The sequence below is a fragment of the Acinetobacter sp. YH12208 genome (assembly GCF_013418055.1).
Taxonomy (GTDB): Bacteria; Pseudomonadota; Gammaproteobacteria; order Pseudomonadales; family Moraxellaceae; genus Acinetobacter; species Acinetobacter pseudolwoffii.
The window spans coordinates 22,553-39,196 of record NZ_VPCT01000008.1 but is presented as its reverse complement, the minus strand read 5'-3'; the positions used below and the strand labels follow the sequence as shown (position 1 = coordinate 39,196).

The 16,644-nt window shown below is 44.1% G+C and carries 17 protein-coding genes; 9 read left to right on the top strand and 8 right to left on the bottom strand.

Going from position 1 to position 16,644, the window contains the following annotated elements; translation table 11 throughout:
- Positions 1 to 7: 7 nt before the first annotated feature.
- Positions 8 to 1,168: an iron-containing alcohol dehydrogenase gene (locus FTU95_RS09405; protein ID WP_005097261.1), complete on the bottom strand. Its 1,161-nt coding sequence runs from the start codon at positions 1,166 to 1,168 to the stop codon at positions 8 to 10.
- A 120-nt stretch (positions 1,169 to 1,288) separates the two neighbouring features.
- Between FTU95_RS09405 and FTU95_RS09400 the strand changes: the two genes are divergently transcribed.
- From FTU95_RS09400 to FTU95_RS09385, 4 genes are read left to right on the top strand one after another with little or no spacing between them, the layout of a single operon-like run.
- Entirely contained in the window at positions 1,289 to 1,795 is a 507-nt protein-coding gene (locus FTU95_RS09400; RefSeq protein ID WP_005170478.1) for a low molecular weight protein-tyrosine-phosphatase, read from the top strand.
- Between the two features lie 3 nt (positions 1,796 to 1,798).
- A complete protein-coding gene (gene murB / locus FTU95_RS09395; protein ID WP_180078269.1) occupies positions 1,799 to 2,839 on the top strand; it encodes a UDP-N-acetylmuramate dehydrogenase in 1,041 nt (346 codons plus the stop codon).
- Between the two features lies 1 nt (position 2,840).
- Positions 2,841 to 3,980, top strand: a complete 1,140-nt coding sequence (locus tag FTU95_RS09390) for a YdcF family protein (protein ID WP_005097256.1) — start codon at positions 2,841 to 2,843, stop codon at positions 3,978 to 3,980.
- Complete coding sequence (locus tag FTU95_RS09385; protein ID WP_005170484.1) at positions 3,980 to 5,023, top strand: alpha/beta hydrolase; 1,044 nt, start codon at positions 3,980 to 3,982, stop codon at positions 5,021 to 5,023. Before FTU95_RS09390 ends, FTU95_RS09385 begins: the two co-directional genes overlap by 1 nt.
- Positions 5,024 to 5,086: 63 nt before the next feature.
- Here the strand turns inward: FTU95_RS09385 and FTU95_RS09380 are convergent, their stop codons facing one another.
- Together FTU95_RS09380 and FTU95_RS09375 are read right to left on the bottom strand one after the other, a co-directional pair.
- Positions 5,087 to 6,757 carry an FMN-binding glutamate synthase family protein gene (locus FTU95_RS09380; RefSeq protein ID WP_005097253.1) on the bottom strand — a complete coding sequence of 557 codons (1,671 nt, stop codon included), beginning with the start codon at positions 6,755 to 6,757 and terminating at the stop codon, positions 5,087 to 5,089.
- 497 nt (positions 6,758 to 7,254) lie between these two features.
- Positions 7,255 to 8,262: a YafY family protein gene (locus FTU95_RS09375; RefSeq protein ID WP_005097252.1), complete on the bottom strand. Its 1,008-nt coding sequence runs from the start codon at positions 8,260 to 8,262 to the stop codon at positions 7,255 to 7,257.
- Positions 8,263 to 8,501: 239 nt separating this feature from the next.
- Between FTU95_RS09375 and FTU95_RS09370 the strand changes: the two genes are divergently transcribed.
- The 5 genes from FTU95_RS09370 to FTU95_RS09350 all read left to right on the top strand — a co-directional run bounded on the left by FTU95_RS09370 (position 8,502) and on the right by FTU95_RS09350 (position 12,720).
- Positions 8,502 to 10,061 (top strand): circularly permuted type 2 ATP-grasp protein, encoded by a 1,560-nt coding sequence (locus FTU95_RS09370; RefSeq protein WP_180078266.1) that lies wholly within the window; start codon positions 8,502 to 8,504, stop codon positions 10,059 to 10,061.
- 22 nt (positions 10,062 to 10,083) lie between these two features.
- Complete coding sequence (locus FTU95_RS09365) at positions 10,084 to 10,686, top strand: alpha-E domain-containing protein (protein ID WP_180078264.1); 603 nt, start codon at positions 10,084 to 10,086, stop codon at positions 10,684 to 10,686.
- A complete protein-coding gene (locus tag FTU95_RS09360; RefSeq protein ID WP_074383227.1) occupies positions 10,683 to 11,462 on the top strand; it encodes a transglutaminase family protein in 780 nt (259 codons plus the stop codon). The genes FTU95_RS09365 and FTU95_RS09360 overlap by 4 nt, the downstream gene beginning before the upstream one ends.
- A gap of 13 nt (positions 11,463 to 11,475) precedes the next feature.
- A complete protein-coding gene (locus FTU95_RS09355; RefSeq protein ID WP_180078262.1) occupies positions 11,476 to 12,210 on the top strand; it encodes a proteasome-type protease in 735 nt (244 codons plus the stop codon).
- Between the two features lie 78 nt (positions 12,211 to 12,288).
- Complete coding sequence (locus tag FTU95_RS09350) at positions 12,289 to 12,720, top strand: BLUF domain-containing protein (protein ID WP_005097246.1); 432 nt, start codon at positions 12,289 to 12,291, stop codon at positions 12,718 to 12,720.
- A 47-nt stretch (positions 12,721 to 12,767) separates the two neighbouring features.
- Here the strand turns inward: FTU95_RS09350 and alr are convergent, their stop codons facing one another.
- From alr to rpsF, 5 genes are all read right to left on the bottom strand, one after another.
- Positions 12,768 to 13,838, bottom strand: coding sequence for an alanine racemase (gene alr, locus FTU95_RS09345; RefSeq protein WP_100535297.1), 1,071 nt, complete (start codon positions 13,836 to 13,838; stop codon positions 12,768 to 12,770).
- Between the two features lie 48 nt (positions 13,839 to 13,886).
- Positions 13,887 to 15,329, bottom strand: a complete 1,443-nt coding sequence (dnaB, locus tag FTU95_RS09340) for a replicative DNA helicase (RefSeq protein ID WP_180078260.1) — start codon at positions 15,327 to 15,329, stop codon at positions 13,887 to 13,889.
- A 216-nt stretch (positions 15,330 to 15,545) separates the two neighbouring features.
- Positions 15,546 to 15,992: a 50S ribosomal protein L9 gene (rplI, locus tag FTU95_RS09335; RefSeq protein ID WP_004645413.1), complete on the bottom strand. Its 447-nt coding sequence runs from the start codon at positions 15,990 to 15,992 to the stop codon at positions 15,546 to 15,548.
- Positions 15,993 to 16,001: 9 nt separating this feature from the next.
- Positions 16,002 to 16,229 (bottom strand): 30S ribosomal protein S18, encoded by a 228-nt coding sequence (gene rpsR, locus FTU95_RS09330; RefSeq protein WP_005097242.1) that lies wholly within the window; start codon positions 16,227 to 16,229, stop codon positions 16,002 to 16,004.
- A gap of 12 nt (positions 16,230 to 16,241) precedes the next feature.
- Positions 16,242 to 16,628, bottom strand: a complete 387-nt coding sequence (gene rpsF, locus FTU95_RS09325) for a 30S ribosomal protein S6 (RefSeq protein WP_004278789.1) — start codon at positions 16,626 to 16,628, stop codon at positions 16,242 to 16,244.
- Positions 16,629 to 16,644: the final 16 nt, after the last annotated feature.

Genomic DNA, 16,644 nt, shown 5'->3' with positions numbered 1-16,644 from the left:
AATAGATTTAGGCATAAATCGCCTGGTAAATCTGGTAAGCGTCATCCAACTTGAGTTCGCGTGGATTGTTCTGCAACAGCCGGCTTTGTTGCATGGCATCTTCTGCCATAACCATCAACATCTGTTCTGGTACATTTAACTGCTTTAATTTTAAGGTTAAGCCGCTCTGTATCAGATGATTATTAAAATGATCAATAAACAGATCGGTCAGTCCATCATGACAACCTTTACTGTGGGGTTCTAACCAGGTCATCAATTCGGCATAGAGCTGTTTGGCTACAGGTGCATTAAATTTTAAGACTTCGGTCAGCACCAAAGCATTGCTATGTCCATGCGACAGATGAAAATGCCCACCGAGTGGATAAGCCAGCGCATGCACGGCGGCAACCGGTGCGTTGGCAAAGGCTTGTCCGGCCAGCATGGAACCGACCAGCATATTTTGACGGGCATCTAGATCATGACCATCTTGCAGAACACGTTGCAAATTGGCATTCAATAATCTTAAAGCCTGTTTGGCCAGCATATCCGAATAAGGATTTTTCTTGTGTTTTGAGGTATAGGCTTCAATGGCATGTACCATGGCATCGATTCCGGTGGCAGCGGTAATCTGTGCCGGCAAATTCCGAGTGAAAGTCGCATCCAGAATAGCAATATCGGCATAGAGAATAGGCGCGACAATGCCGCTTTTGGTGGTTTCACCTGTAGTAACAATCGAAATTGGTGTGACTTCGGAGCCCGTTCCGGCTGTGGTGGGAACCAGAATTAGAGCTAAACGTGGCCCGGTGGCATTATCGACGCCATACAGATCGGAAAGCGTCTGATGCTGCTCAGGATGCGCCAAAATCGCAATCAGCTTGGCCACATCCATCGAGCTGCCACCACCAAAGCCTAGCACCACATCAATCTTTTCCTGCTTTGCAAAAGCTGCTGCTTCAAGCACTACGTTATCGGGCGGGTCAGCCTGAACATCTGAGTAAATCACATAATCCAGACCGGCAGATTCAATAATATCCAGAATCGGCAGATGTAATTGCTGCTTCAGCATACCCGGGTCAGTCACCAGTAGAAGACGTTGATAACGGCCATTTTTTAGAATTTTAAATAATTCCTGAATCGTGCCTAGTCCGGCAATGATATTGGGGACGGTTTGAAACTGAAAACGATTCATGGCGATATCCTTGATTTTTTTATTGCAAATACGAGATTATTCTATGGTTGTGAGATAGGAATCAGTATATAAATAACTTAACATAAGAATCCTTAAAATAAAGTAGCTCTGAGGTTGTTTATGTCATCCAGAACGCCATACAAGGTGTTATGTGTTTGTTTGGGAAATATTTGCCGCTCTCCCACGGCAGAGGTGGTACTCAGACATTATTGTGATGAACAGCAACTGAATATTGTGGTCGATTCTGCTGGAACCAGTAATTATCATCCGGGCAAGGCCCCAGACCTGCGTAGCCAGCAGCATGCACTGAAACGTGGCTATGATCTGTCAACGCTTCGCGCACGTCAGCTGACCACGCATGATTTTATTGATTATGATCTGATTCTGGCAATGGATCTGGAAAACCTATCTAATATCCAGAATATACAGCGTCTGGCCGAAACTGAGTTCGGTCATTTACGTGCACGCGTTGCATTGATGAGTGAGCATGATCAGGATTATCCACAACAGGCCTTGCCCGATCCTTATTATGGCGAAGCGGATGGTTTTGAACGGGTGCTCGATCAGTGTGAGTCCAGCAGTCAGGCATGGGTTGAAATTTTCAAACAGAATGTACACAAGGTTTAAGCAATGCAGATTCAAACTCAGGTTCAACTTAAACCCTTTAATACCCTAAATTTAGAAGCCATTGCTTCACACTATGCCCATATTCAATCGACCGATGATCTGCTGGCGGCTCTGGATTTTGCTGAACAGCAACAGTTAAATGTGCTGATTCTGTCAGGTGGCAGCAATATGTTGTTGCCTGAACAGATTCACGCACTGGTTTTGCATATCGATATTCAGGGCATTGAGATGCTGGATGCTGATGATCAATCGCAACGTTTACGCGTGGGCGGCGGGCAGGGCTGGCATGACTTCGTGCTCTGGACTACAGCACAAGGTCTGTATGGTTTACAAAATCTGGCCCTGATTCCTGGGCGTGTTGGTGCATCGCCGGTACAGAATATTGGCGCCTATGGCGTCGAAGTTGGCGAGTTTATCGATTCGGTTGCAGTCTATGATCGTCAGCTCAAACAGTTTGGCTCGATTAGCGCAGCAGATTGCCAGTTTGCCTATCGACATAGTATTTTTAAAGATGAGCCAAACCGTTATGTGATTACCCATGTGACTTTTAAATTACTGAAACAGCCAGATTTGAAACTGAATTACGGTGACTTAAAGACAGCCGTCGGTGATACGCTTACAGCAGAAAACCTGCAACAGCAAGTGATTCAGATCCGTCAAAGCAAATTACCTGATCCGCAAGAATTTCCCAATGTGGGGAGTTTTTTTAAAAATCCGCTGGTAGATCAGCCGGTCTTTGACCAGATTGCGGCATCTTTCCCGAATTTACCCCATTACCAGCAAGCCAATACTCAAGTTAAACTGGCGGCAGGCTGGCTGATTGATCAGGCTGGCTGGAAGGGCAAACAGTTGGGGTCTGTCGGCATGTTTCATAAACAGGCGCTGGTCTTGGTGAATTATGGTCAGGCCTCTCTTACCGATGTGCGTAAAACTTATCGTGCAGTACAGCAGTCGGTCTGGGAAAAATTCAAGCTGCTGCTGGAACCAGAACCTGTATTGTTTGACCAAAATGGATTGATCCGTTCTCATCAGGATGAAAAATGATATGAATAAAACCCATTGGATGGTACGTTTGCTACAAGTGGTCACTGGACTGTTTGTACTATTCGGCTGTCTACTGGTGTTGGTTTATACCCCTTTTTACTCGCAAATGATCGTCAAGGGCTTAAACCAGTTTGTATCTTTAGAACTTAATGAAGTAGCAGCGCAAAGCCAGAAAATGGCAGCATTGAGCGAGCATGAAAATCTGGAACCTGGCTCCGATTTATGGATTGCCCGTCAGGCATATTTAAAGGTCATGGAAAAGGATATCCAACAAAACAATTCTGCCAACCTGATTCTGATTCAGGCACGTTATAAAGCGCTGCAACAGGTCATTGAAGAACATCAGCGTGAGCAGCAAAGTCAAAAGGCAGAGCAAAGTCCGCCTGCTCAAGTTCCATTATTATATTCACAAGTACCGACAGAGCCGGTTGATCCGACTGCAAATGTTCGGAAGTTGCTGGACTGGGACAGCAATGAAAACAAAGAACGTATTGAACAATATATTGAGTTCCTGAGTACGCATCCTATAGAACAAGAAGAGGCCAGCTCGGTACAAGAAACCGCTGAAGAGGAAATTCAGCAGGACCTGGCTTTACTACAAGATCAGCAACAAGTGAAACCGGCGAATAGCTCCCAGCCTTATGCCATTGTGGTGTTGGGTGGCGGTTTAACGCTAGATGAAAAGGGTGAAGAGATTGTGGTCAATCACTATACGCGTTTACGTCTGGAAACCACGCTGGCGGTAGAAAAATATTATCAGTTACCGATTGTGCTGAGTGGTGTAGAAGCGCCGTATATGCAGCGCTGGTTGAAAAACCACGATGTTGATGCCAAATTGCTGGAAGATCGCAGCATGAATACCTGTGAAAATACCCGTTTCAGTTCATTATTATTACAAAAGAAAGGTGGAGCACCGACTGTGATTCTGATTACGGATCGTTATCATATGCCACGGACCCGCCGTTTATTTGCTTTAAATGGCATACAAACCATTCCGGTAGAGGCACCGATGCCGAAGCCTTTGACACGATGGCGTCCAAGTGCGCAAAATTATGATCATAGTCGTCGTGCCAATTATGAAATGTTGGCGACCATGCGCGATATGTGGTTTGGATCTAGTGACTGTCGGGAGGTGCCATAATGTCTGATATCCCATTTTTAAATCCCACGATCCTGAAGCAACTTGATTTACCCATCCCAAGCCGGGATATAACGCCACAACTCTTGCCGCCGTTAAACCTGAATCGTAGTGATGAGCCGCCAATTGATCTGCAATCCTATCGCAAGCTGTATGGCTTTGATTTATTGGACTGCAAACACTGGCAAGGCTACGTACAGATGCCATTGTTTAAATTACATGTACAGGTATTTGAACCAAACCTGGAAAATACCCGCTTTGACAAGATTCAGGGCACTGCTTTCTTGCTGCATGGTTATCTGGAACATAGCGGGATTTATCAGCCGATTGTCAAAGAGCTGCTGGAGCAAGGTTTTAGTGTATTGACCTATGACCTGCCCGGACATGGTCTGAGTGATGGTTCACCTGCCAGCATTCAGAATTTTGATCATTATCAGCAGGTTTTGCATGCCGTACATCGCTATGTACAACTTGCCTCGCAATTGCCCAAACCTTGGGTGGGAATTGGACAGAGTACCGGTGGTGCAATCTGGATGCATCACTTACTCGAATTTGCACAGCGCCGCGAAAATCCTTTTGTAGAACGGGTTTTGCTGTTATCGCCGCTGATTCGTCCTGCGAAAACAGCCTGGTGGCATAACTCGGTCGGGCTGGGCATTATTAGCCGGATCAAGCGTGAAGTTCCCCGGCATTTCAGACGCAATAACCATAATCCGGAGTTTCTGCGTTTTATCCGGCTTAAAGATCCGTTACAGCCGCGGATGATGGGTATGGACTGGATTCTGGCGATGTCGCGCTGGATGCTGGAAATGGAAGCGCGTCCGGCCTGTCGTATTCCGGTCTGGCTGGCACAGGGTGCACAGGATCAGACCGTAGACTGGCGCTATAATATCGAATTTATCCGACGTAAATTCCGTCTCCAGACCTTACTGATGCTGGAAGAAGGTTCGCATCAACTGATCAATGAACGCGCGGATATTCGTGCTGCATTGACCGGCTTGATTCCTGCCTTTCTACATGCACAGGGCAGTAAAACCTATTATTGATCTACAATTCAATGTGAAAAAAGGCGTTTGATTAAACGCCTTTTCTAATTTAACTGTATTGAGTTAAAATTTATCCAGTTTAGCCAGGTTCCACATCCGGAAGTAGAAGTTCTCCTCATCCTTATTTTCACAGGATAATAATTCTCCCTCTTTCAACCAAAAATGAATCTGCGCAAAGTTCTTTATTTCGTGATTATTCACACGTTGTGCCAAGTGATGTGCCTTAATCGCCGAAGGGTGTTTCAGGCCTGCAGAAGCAATCAGTTCAGACAAGGCGTGTAAGGTGTTTTTATGATAATGAAATACGCGCTCTGCTTTGGTGGGCACATGTAAGGCCTTTTGACGATCTTTATCCTGTGTGGTGACACCGACAGGACACTGGTTGGTATGACAGCTTTGAGCCTGAATACAGCCGACGGCAAACATAAAACCACGTGCCGAATTCACCCAATCTGCCCCAATCGCGAGCGTGCTGGCAATATCAAATGCACTAATAATTTTACCACTTGCACCAATTTTGATTTTATCTCTTAAACCTGCACCAACAAGGGTATTATGCACAAATAGTAAACCTTCTCTTAGGGGTGCACCGACAAAGTCGATTAACTCAATGGGTGCAGCGCCCGTTCCACCTTCAGAGCCATCGACGACGATGAAATCGGGATAAATCTGGGTGTGCAGCATGGCTTTGACCATACTCATAAACTGCCAGGGCTGCCCCAGACATAGCTTGAATCCGACCGGTTTTCCGTTGGAAAGTTCACGTAATCGTTGGATGAAATTCATCATTTCAATCGGGGTGCTAAAGGCGGGATGACTAGAGGGTGATACGCAATCATGTTCACGGCTGATGCCCCGGATTTGGGCAATTTCTTCCGAGATCTTGCTTTTAGGTAAAATACCGCCATGTCCGGGTTTAGCCCCTTGTGATAACTTGATTTCAATCATTTTTACTTGCGGTAATTTGGCTTGTGCCGCAAAGCGTTCCGGATCAAACTGTCCATCTAAGGTACGGCAGCCAAAATAACCACTGCCAATTTCCCAGACCAGATCGCCCCCATATTCAAGATGATAGGGGCTGATACTGCCTTCACCGGTATCATGGAAAAAATCACCTTTTTGAGCGCCGAGATTCAGCGCACGGATTGCATTGGCACTCATACTGCCAAAGCTCATGGCTGAAATATTTAAAATGGAAGCAGAGAAGGGCTGTGTACATTGCTCATTGCCGATCAGGATACGGAAAGTTTGTGGATCGGCCACCTTACATGGCGTCAAAGAGTGACTGACAAATCTATAATTGTCTTCATAGACATTGAGAATTGAACCGAAAGGTTTATCTGAATTTTCATTTTTCGCCCGCTGGTACACCAGACTACGTTGCATACGGGAAAAGGGCAGTGCATCGCGGTCGGCTTCAATAAAATATTGACGAATCTCCGGACGAAATTCTTCGAAGATAAAGCGGAAATGTCCCATGATGGGGTAGTTTTTCAGAATAGAATGCTTGTTTTGCAGTACATCATACAAACCCAACAGGCTCAGGAGAATACTCAGAATCCACAGGGTATTCACCAAAGTTTGCGGCATAAAATAATAGATATAACGCGGCGAATAACCGATATGGAATGTGGTAAAAATCACTGCAATCAGAATGCAGGCAAACCAGACTGAATGGCGGGAAAAGAAAGTATTGAGCAGCTTGTGACGTACTAATTGAGCAGGGTTAGCCATTGTAAAATTAAGTCCCTATTTCTACTTCTATAGGGCTTTATGATGTGCAGAGCCAGGTATCTTATGCAAGCATAGAATTGTTATTCAATTTTATAAACTTGCCAAAAATCATACCCAGACAGGCAATCAGTCAGTAGCAATTGCAGATAAATTTTGCGGAAAAATTCCTATAGAAAAAATATGCAAAGCACATATATTCTATTTATTTCACAGGCAGAGTGAATGCTTTTATAGTCGATTTATCACCCATACAGGAGTTATAAACCATGACAAAAAAATCCATTCGCTTTAATAATGCCGAACTGGCTTGCTCATGTCTCAGTTCTGTTTAAATATTGAGGTTTCATCCAATCTGCATTTCGGGGTATTAGAGAAAAGCAGGTTGGTACAGCGGTAGACCACCAGAACAATCATAAAAATACAAGCATAATTCTCCAATCCCCAATCTGGGGATTTTTTTATTCTGGAATTATTAAAGCTGAATGAAATCCATTTGGTTAAGGGTTTTCCTCATCCATCTGGCTAACTGCATTGGACACCATACTGGGTTCAATATGTTTAATCTTTTTACCAAAGCTGCGCAGCCACCACACTAGTTGTGAAGTAAAAGGAACCGTCGCACTAATCAGCGACATACCATTGTCCAGTTTTTCAATCTTCTGATCTTTACTGAGCTGACTTTCCTCAAAATAATGTGCATCCGATTCCGACATGCTCAGTTTTAGCATGACATTTTCAGTAGGGTGATTGAAGTCCACCCGGAAGCCCAATGCACCAGAATCGATATAGTCATCAATATCAAAATTCACCGGATGCAGGGCACGTGAATTGAGAACCACTGCCGATTTAAAACGGTGCAGGGCAAAGGTCTGAATATCAGATTTGTCATGACGGGTACAGACCAGATAAATGATGGAGCCTTTTTGCACCAAAGCCAGTGGATTGAGGATATAAGTCTTTTCTTCGCTGTTGTGACCGCGGCCCTGATAGACACATTCCAGCTGTTTGTCCTGCAATAAGCCTTCATATACCGCCTGCTGTGCAGTCTTATCCACGAAAGGTGGAATGAGCGGTTGGGTGGCTGGCACAATCCGTACCCGATTGATCCATTGGCGGACATTGTTTTGCGAGGACAGACTGCGGCGTGCCAGATCAAACCAGGGATTCATTTCTTCAATCAGGCTCGGTGGCAACAAATGTTTTAAATGTTCTTCGACCATCATAAAGGTGACCGCCTGTGAACTGGTCATATGCGGCAAGCTTTGCAGCGGTGCATCTGAGCGCCAACGCCAGCCTTGTGGTGTGGTCTTGCTGCTTTCGATTGGAAAGCGCTGCGCAATCTGGTTCAGGTCACGCTGAATGGTACGCAGGCTGATATCAATTCCTTCGCGATTCAAGATTTCCTGTAATTCACGTGTTCCCATCCATTTGCCGGTAGAAAGACGCGACAAGATTTGCCATTGGCGATACAGGCTATTCGAGGTTTCTTTTTCTTGTGCTGACATAATTTATTTTGCTGGCGATAAAGAGGATGGGATTTAGGCTTAGACTAACACAATAAAAAAACTCTCATTTTTTCGCAAGTCTTTCTGCGCAACAATTGTCCTACAAACTAAAAACAACTTGGTAAGAAATGGCATTGAGTTCAGGGCGCATTTATTAGATTAATGGTAGTTGCAATATAGGTTCAATGGCATGGATATTGCTTTGATTTAATTATAATAGATGATAAGACGAGGTTTGTATGCTTAAAGGAAATCGGGATACAAATGTAATTGAAAAAATTGATAATTTTAGTTCCCCAAATCTTGGGAAAAATTTTATAGAGGCTAAAACAGCAACGGTATCGACTACAGCAAATCCACAACTTTTATTTCAACAGTTGTCTTCAAAATTCTTTAATGAAATGCAGGATGAGCAAGTCATGTCCAGTCAGGCAAGTCAAAGACTGGAAGAATGGTTATCCCAACACACGCTGGATGAATTGAATGCTCTGAATCAGGTGGCAAAAGAACATTTTTTACATCATGGCATTAGCTTTACGGTTTACGAAGATAAAGAGGGGGTAGAGCGAAGCATTCCTTTCGATATCATTCCACGAGTGATTGGCCGCAAACAGTGGAATATGGTGGCTCTGGGGTCGGCACAACGCGTGCGCGCACTGAATCTGTTTTTACATGACATTTATCATCAACAGGATATTTTAAAAGCCAATATCATTCCTGAACTCCAGATTTTGACGCATGAGGCTTATCAGCCGCATATGTATCAACATAGCCTGAAAGGCGGGATTTATAGCCAGATTAGTGGGATCGATGTGATCCGTGATTCCAAGGGCGAGTTTTATGTCTTAGAAGATAATCTCAGAACGCCATCTGGCGTTTCTTATATGCTGGAATGCCGCAAGATCAGTGAAAAACTGATGCCGAAAGTATTCGAGCAGTCCAAGATTGCCGGAATCGAGCAATATCCACAATTATTGAAAGAAATCCTGATCGAAAATGCCTACGTCGATAAGCCATTTGTCGTGGTGCTGACCCCAGGGCGTTTTAATAGCGCTTACTATGAACATGCCTTCCTTGCAAGAGAGATGGATGTGCCATTGGTAACATCACGTGACCTTTTTGTTGATGACTCGAAGGTTTATGTAAAAACCATACGTGGTCGCCAACGAGTCGATGTTATTTATAGACGGGTCGATGATGCGTTTCTTGATCCCTTATGCTTTAAACCGGATAGCACTTTGGGTGTGGCTGGCTTAATGTCGGCTTATTTACAAAATAATGTCGTGATTGCCAATGCGCCGGGAACCGGTGTGGCAGATGACAAATCGGTTTATCCCTATGTCGACAAAATGATTCGTTTTTATTTGGGCGAGCAGCCAATTCTAAAAAATGTTCCAACTTATCAATGTCGTAATTCGGAAGAATTAGACTATGTCGTGGCTCATCTGGATCAGTTGGTGGTGAAAGAAGCGCAGGGTTCGGGCGGTTATGGCATGCTCATTGGACCACAAGCGTCTAAACAGCAAATTGAAACTTTCAGGGAGAAAATTTTAGCTGCGCCGCATTTATATATTGCGCAGCCAACTTTGGACTTATCGGTTAGTCCGACTTTGACCAATTTTGGTATTGCTGAACGTCATATCGACTTACGTCCATTTGTATTAAGTTCGCCTTATCGTACTGAAATCGTACAGGGTGGCTTGACACGCGTGGCGATGCAGCCCGGTTCACTGGTGGTGAATTCATCACAGGGTGGCGGTATCAAAGATACCTGGGTAGTCGACAATTTACATTCATAAGATTCCAAAGAAGGAAAATGTCATGGTTTTGCTGAATAGCAATGCGCAACATATTTTTTGGTTAGGGCGTTATTTATCTCGCACTCATTTTTTATGTGCGCGCTTTCCATTTTTAGAAGACGAAGCGGCAGTGGCGTATGCCCATGCTTTTTGTTTACCTGCCTTTGATGCCAGTTCCTTAAATGAGCTGGTACTGGATCCTACACAAGCAGCATCTTTTAGCCAGCAGTTTAAAGTAGCCAAAGACAATATTCAGGAATTACGCGGGGTACTGTCTGCATCAGGCTATGCAGAACTGATGAAACTGATCAAAACCGCAGACAAAAATGCCGGTTATATCTGTGAAGTGGTAACGGAATGTGAAGATATTCTGGAAGCCGAATCTTCCGATATCTTTCTGTTTTTCAGTTTAGGGCAATGTGTAGAACAGCTCGATCACCAGTTACGCCTGGGTGAAGAAACCAGTACTACGCTGTGCAAGATTGATTATGTGGTCAGAATTTTGGTGGAAATGGGCTGGGATGATCTGGAACAGTACTGGGAGCAGTTGCGTACAGAACCGAACCGGATTCAGTTCTACCAGTTTAGCGACCATATTCATCAACTGTTTGAGGCAGATGTATGAAATTGATGGTGAATCACCAAACGCATTATATGTATACAGCTGAGGTGAGGAACAGTATTCAGTACATCAAAATGATGCCATCGAGCAATGCGCATCAACGGGTGCATTCCTGGGATATTAGTGTACCGGGGAATAAAGAAATCCGAAAAGATGCCTTTCATAATCTGTGGATGACCTGTAACCAGCGCGAACCTTATTATTCCTTAACGATCATGGCGCAAGGGATTGTCGAGCTGAATCCCGCGCATCAGACTGGACTGAATGATTCAATCAATCCCAATATTTTTTTACAGCCAACCGAATCAACGCAATGTAATGCAGCAATGAAAGATTTTGCACAAGCTCATGTCCCTGCATTAAGCCGTCAACGTCTGATTGAACTGGCACAGGCCTTGCTGGAACATGTCCCTTATATTTCCAATAGCACCTCAGTGCAAGGCTCTGCCATAGATGCCTTTGAAGCACGTCAGGGGGTCTGTCAGGATCATAGTCATATTTTCATTGCCATGTGTAAATATCTGGGCTTAGCTGCCCGTTATGTTTCTGGCTATTTATATGCACAAAATGCTTCACATCTGGCCAGTCATGCCTGGGCAGAGGTGTTTGTAGAGCAGACATGGTATTGTTTTGATGTGAGTAATCTGCTGTTTAGTCCAAGCTCGCATATTTATGTGGCCATTGGGCGGGATTATTGGGATGTAGCACCGGTACGTGGTGTGAGGGAGAAGGGCGGTGTGGAATCCATGCATTCCATTGTTCAGGTACTAGGATGTTAATAAGGACAAAAGAATGACGTATTGTTGTGCGCTACGTTTAGAGCAAGGTATGCTTTTTATTAGTGATACACGGACCAATGCCGGAGTAGATCATATTTCTGTCTTTCGCAAACTGTATACCTTTGGTATTCCTGGGGAGCGTATGATCGTCATACAGGCCTCCGGAAATCTGGCCACAACACAAGCCGTAATTGGGCGTATCAAAAATCAGCTAGAATTGAAGCAGGAACCCAATATACTCAGTCTGCATACCATGTTTGATGTGGCTGAACTGATCGGGAGCACGCTTAAGAGAGTCATCGCCAATGTCACCAGCGACATTTTGGAACAGAGCAATTATTATTGTAATCTGCTGGTGGGTGGACAACTCAAAGACCAGGATATGCAGCTTTATCATGTTTATCCGCAGGGAAATTTTATCTGTGCGACACGAGATACACCATATTTCCAGATTGGCGAAAGCAAATATGGCAAGCCAATCCTGGATCGCGCGCTGACTTATGATATGCCGCTGGATGAAGCCTTGCGCTGTTCCCTGATTTCATTTGCATCTACCTTGCGCTCTAATGTTTCAGTTGGTATGCCGCTCGATGTACTGGTCTATAAGAAGGACAGTCTGATGATGCCGAGAGGTAAGCGTATTGCTGAAGATGACGAATATTTCACGGCAATCAGCCGGCAATGGTCAGACACCTTGAAAAAAGGACTGGCAGCGCTACCTGTTCCATCGAATGAATATTTTCTGTAAAAGGTATTCTGGTTCAGTTTTTTCGCGTACAGTATGAACTTCTGTGCACCAGCATAATAAAAATAGATAAGTTAGCGCATGTACCAATTTTGTTACGCCAGTAAAAGTACGTCTTCTAAAGTTGATTTGCTTGAAGATCTGACCAATATCCTGAAAGAAGCACGTGATTTTAATCATCGCTATCAAGTCACAGGAGTGCTGTATTTTGCCGATGGTTATTTTTTTCAATGTCTGGAAGGTGAGTGTTTAACCTTAAAAAGTCTGCTGCTCGAGAGACTCAATAAAGATCCTCGCCATCATGATATTAAATTGTTTGAGACCAAGGAAATCGAATATCCGAGTTTCCCCGACTGGTCGATGAAGTATATTTCTAAACGCAGTCAAATCCAGCAATTCTGTCAGGACATGGGATTTAATGACTTTAATCCTTTTGCCTTTCAGCAACATCATGTCGATGCTTTATTAGAGAAATTGAGTTTAGAGCAGGCTGAAGAACAAAAATCAGCTTAAATAAAAAGCCCAACTTCTGTTGGACTTTTTTGGCTCTGAGGATCAACTCAAATAACTTTACGTAGCGGACGATGACTGAGTCTGCATAACAGTTCATAACCAATGGTGCCATTGGCTTCAGCAACCTCATCGACCAAACGGGTATTCCCCCAAAGTTCGACTTGAGTGCCAGGTTTTACCTGCATCGCAGTTACATCAATCGCGATCATGTCCATTGCTACACGACCAATGACACGCGTTTGCTGGCCATTAATCGCCACATAGTTCTGTTTCGGGAAAGCACGAGGGTAGCCATCACCATAGCCAATTGAAACAATCGCAAGTGTCATGTCTTGCTCAGCTGTAAATGTTGAACCATAACCGACATGCTCACCTGCCTTGATATGGTTAAGTGCAATCACTTCGGCAGTAAAGGTCATGACTGGTTTTAAATCCAGATCATGCACATCACGATCTGCAAATGGAGTCGCGCCATAAAGCATGATCCCGGGACGGACAAAATCAAAATGCAATTCTGGATATTTATAAATGGCTGCTGAATTACAGCATGAACCCATCAATGGTGCGCAGTCATTTTTAATTTCTAAGAATTGACGGATTTGTTCATCATTCAGCGGGTGATCAGCATCGGCATTGGCAAAATGCATCGCCAAAACACAAGTAAAACCTTCAGCTTTGAGTTGATTGATCACGTCTTTAATTACATCAATTTTAAAGCCAAGACGGTTCATCCCGCTATTCAGCTTGACCCAGACTTTCAGGTCTTTGGCGATATAAGCATCTTTATGTGCCAAGAGCCAATCGACCTGTGCCTGCTGATGCACAATCACTTCAATATTCTGATCAATCACGATTGGCATTTCGTCTGCAACAAAAACACCTTCGATGAGCGTGATCGGCTGTTGATAACCCAGTTCACGAATTTCCAGGGCTTCTTGTAAGCATGCGACACCAAAAGCATCGCTTGCACTTAAGGCTGCCAGGCAGTCTTTAACTCCATGTCCGTAAGCATTGGCTTTGACCATACTGACGATTTTAGCGGTTGGGGCAAGTTGTTTGACACGGTTTAAATTATATTGCAGTGCTGCACTGTCAATATAAACTGTAGCTTGGCGCACCCTAAATTACTCCTGGAGGGACGATGGAAATCTGATGATTGAGCTTGTTTACTCTTCATCATCATACTGAGCATAAAACTCAGGTGAGAGATTACTAAAACGGGTATATTGACCTTCGAAAGCCAGACGTACCGTACCAATCGGGCCGTTACGCTGCTTACCAATAATAATTTCAGCAGTGCCGGCTTCCTTTGATTCCTTGTTATAAACCTCGTCGCGGTAAATGAACATGATCAAATCGGCATCCTGCTCGATTGCACCGGATTCACGTAAATCGGACATCACCGGGCGTTTATTGGGGCGGTTTTCTAGGGCGCGGTTTAACTGGGAAAGTGCAATCACAGGGCACTGCATTTCTTTGGCTAAGGCTTTTAAACTTCGTGAAATTTCCGAGATCTCGCCGACACGGTTGTCGCCCATACCGGGTACTTTCATCAACTGAAGATAATCGACCATGATACAGCCGAGTTTGCCACCATGCATTTTGGCAATACGACGGGCACGGGAACGTAATTCAGTTGGTGGCAGGGCAGAGGAATCATCGATATACAGGTTTTTTTCCTGTAAATGCACAATGGTACTGGTCACTTTTGACCACTCATCGCTGTCCATTTTGCCTGAACGCAAATGCCCCTGATGCACACGGCCAAATGACGAAATCAAACGCATGGCAATCGAATCCGCTGGCATCTCCATAGAATAGACCAGCGCCGGCAGGTTGTTATTAAATAAAACGCTTTCGACCAGATTCATGGCAAAAGTGGTTTTACCCATGGACGGACGCGCTGCGACAATAATCAGGTCGCCGGATTGCATGCCTGAGGTTTTATTATCCAGTTCCACAAAACCTGTGGTTAAACCGGTAATGCTACCTTCCATTTGTGATAATTCATTCAATTTATCAAAAACATCGGCAACGACAGAGTTAATCGGTTTAGGCCCTTGCGCCTTGGCATTGTTATTATGTTGTTCTGCAATCGAGAAAATATTGGTTTCAGCCAAGTCCAAAATTTCACTGACGGTACGGCCTTTGGTGTCATAGGCATTTTGTAAAATTTCAGAGCTGACTTTAATCATGTTGCGCAGGGTCGAGAATTCTTTAATTTTGCCTGCATAGGTTTCCAGGTTGTAGAAACTCGATGGCGAGTCTGCCATGAGCTGCATCAGATATTCTTCACCGCCAATCGCATCCAGTAAATTCTGCTTGATCAGCCAGTCATGCACCAGTACCGCATCATAAGGTGAGTTTTCTTTAGAGAGCTGATCAATGGCGCGGAAAATATATTTATGTCGGGTCGCATAAAAATCATTTTCAGTCAGCACATCACCGACCTGTTCAAAAGATTCGGCAACGGTCATTAATGCAGCAAGTACGGCTTGTTCAATCGCTAAATTGTGCGGTGGAGTACGAAATTCCTTGAGATTGCTGTTCTCAGTACTGATTTCGATATTAGCGCTGGTCGGCTTTTTGCTGGCATTCGCCTGTGACATATAAATCCCTGATTTTAAATACAATGGTTAAACATTATCGGAGATGAATAGCTTTTATTCACTACGACATGAAATCATACGCGTTCTGAAATCAAATGCGAAGGGTAAATTTTCATTTGTATGGGTAATAAAATAATTTTTAAGCAGGAGATACCTGTCATTTTTTTATAGATAAAAAAAGAGCATGCTTTCGCATGCTCTTTTTGAGGCGAGAAATTACTCAGCTACGATAGTAACCAGAACTTCTGCAGTAACATCATGGTGCAATTGGATTGCGATGTTAAATTCGCCAGTGTGACGAAGTGCGCCATTTGGAAGACGTACTTCTGCACGGTCTACTTCTAGACCAGCATTTGTCAACGCGTCAGCGATGTCACGAGTACCGATAGAACCGAATAGTTTACCTTCGTCACCAGCTTTCGCAGTGATTACGATATTTACTTCGTTCAATTGGTCAGCACGTGCTTGAGCAGCAGCTAAAACATCAGCTTCAGCTTTCTCAAGTTCAGCACGACGAGCTTCAAAAGCAGCAGTGTTTGATTCTGTTGCAGCAACTGCCATACCTTGTGGGATAAGGAAGTTACGGCCATAACCAGCTTTAACTGATACTTTATCGCCTAGTTTACCTAGGTTTTTAATGCGTTGTAATAAGATAATATCCACAGCTCAACCTCACTTATGATTGTCAGTGTAAGGGATCAAAGACAAGAAGCGAGCTTGTTTAATAGCTAGCGCCAATTGACGTTGGTAACGAGCTTTAGTACCTGTAATACGGCTAGGAACAATCTTGCCGTTTTCAGTGATGTACTGTTTTAAAGTGTCGATATCTTTGTAGTCGATGTACGTAACGTTCTCAGCTGTAAAGCGGCAGAACTTGCGACGACGGTAAAAACGTGCCATGTTATGTTCTCCTTAAGCTTCAGCAGAGTCTTGAGCGTGTTGTGCTTCTTCACGTTGAGCTTTACGCGCACGTTTTTCTTCAGCACTTTTCGCCAATAGTGACTCTTCAGTGATTGCGTTTTCACGACGGATGATAAGGCTACGAATGATTGCATCGTTATAACGGAACAATTCTTCAAGCTCATCAAGAGTAGTCTGACCACACTCAACATTCATAAGAATGTAGTGAGCTTTGTGGATCTTGTTGATTGGGTAAGCCAATTGACGACGGCCCCAGTCTTCAAGACGGTGGATTTGACCTTCAGCTTCTTTGATGTGAGTTAGGTAGCGTTCTACCATACCAACGACTTGATCGCTTTGATCAGGGTGTACTAAAAGTACGATTTCGTAATGACGCATTGTCAGCTCCTTACGG

What these genes read in the sequence shown, in the direction of transcription:
- murB (WP_180078269.1), top strand. Translation starts at nt 1,799, where the DNA reads ATGCAGATTCAAACTCAGGTTCAACTTAAACCCTTTAATACCCTAAAT.
- dnaB (WP_180078260.1), bottom strand. Translation starts at nt 15,329, where the DNA reads ATGTCACAGGCGAATGCCAGCAAAAAGCCGACCAGCGCTAATATCGAA.
- FTU95_RS09350 (WP_005097246.1), top strand. Translation starts at nt 12,289, where the DNA reads ATGTACCAATTTTGTTACGCCAGTAAAAGTACGTCTTCTAAAGTTGAT.
- FTU95_RS09400 (WP_005170478.1), top strand. Translation starts at nt 1,289, where the DNA reads ATGTCATCCAGAACGCCATACAAGGTGTTATGTGTTTGTTTGGGAAAT.
- FTU95_RS09360 (WP_074383227.1), top strand. Translation starts at nt 10,683, where the DNA reads ATGAAATTGATGGTGAATCACCAAACGCATTATATGTATACAGCTGAG.
- FTU95_RS09380 (WP_005097253.1), bottom strand. Translation starts at nt 6,757, where the DNA reads ATGGCTAACCCTGCTCAATTAGTACGTCACAAGCTGCTCAATACTTTC.
- FTU95_RS09405 (WP_005097261.1), bottom strand. Translation starts at nt 1,168, where the DNA reads ATGAATCGTTTTCAGTTTCAAACCGTCCCCAATATCATTGCCGGACTA.
- rpsR (WP_005097242.1), bottom strand. Translation starts at nt 16,229, where the DNA reads ATGGCACGTTTTTACCGTCGTCGCAAGTTCTGCCGCTTTACAGCTGAG.
- FTU95_RS09385 (WP_005170484.1), top strand. Translation starts at nt 3,980, where the DNA reads ATGTCTGATATCCCATTTTTAAATCCCACGATCCTGAAGCAACTTGAT.
- rpsF (WP_004278789.1), bottom strand. Translation starts at nt 16,628, where the DNA reads ATGCGTCATTACGAAATCGTACTTTTAGTACACCCTGATCAAAGCGAT.
- FTU95_RS09375 (WP_005097252.1), bottom strand. Translation starts at nt 8,262, where the DNA reads ATGTCAGCACAAGAAAAAGAAACCTCGAATAGCCTGTATCGCCAATGG.
- FTU95_RS09390 (WP_005097256.1), top strand. Translation starts at nt 2,841, where the DNA reads ATGAATAAAACCCATTGGATGGTACGTTTGCTACAAGTGGTCACTGGA.
- FTU95_RS09355 (WP_180078262.1), top strand. Translation starts at nt 11,476, where the DNA reads ATGACGTATTGTTGTGCGCTACGTTTAGAGCAAGGTATGCTTTTTATT.
- FTU95_RS09365 (WP_180078264.1), top strand. Translation starts at nt 10,084, where the DNA reads ATGGTTTTGCTGAATAGCAATGCGCAACATATTTTTTGGTTAGGGCGT.
- FTU95_RS09370 (WP_180078266.1), top strand. Translation starts at nt 8,502, where the DNA reads ATGCTTAAAGGAAATCGGGATACAAATGTAATTGAAAAAATTGATAAT.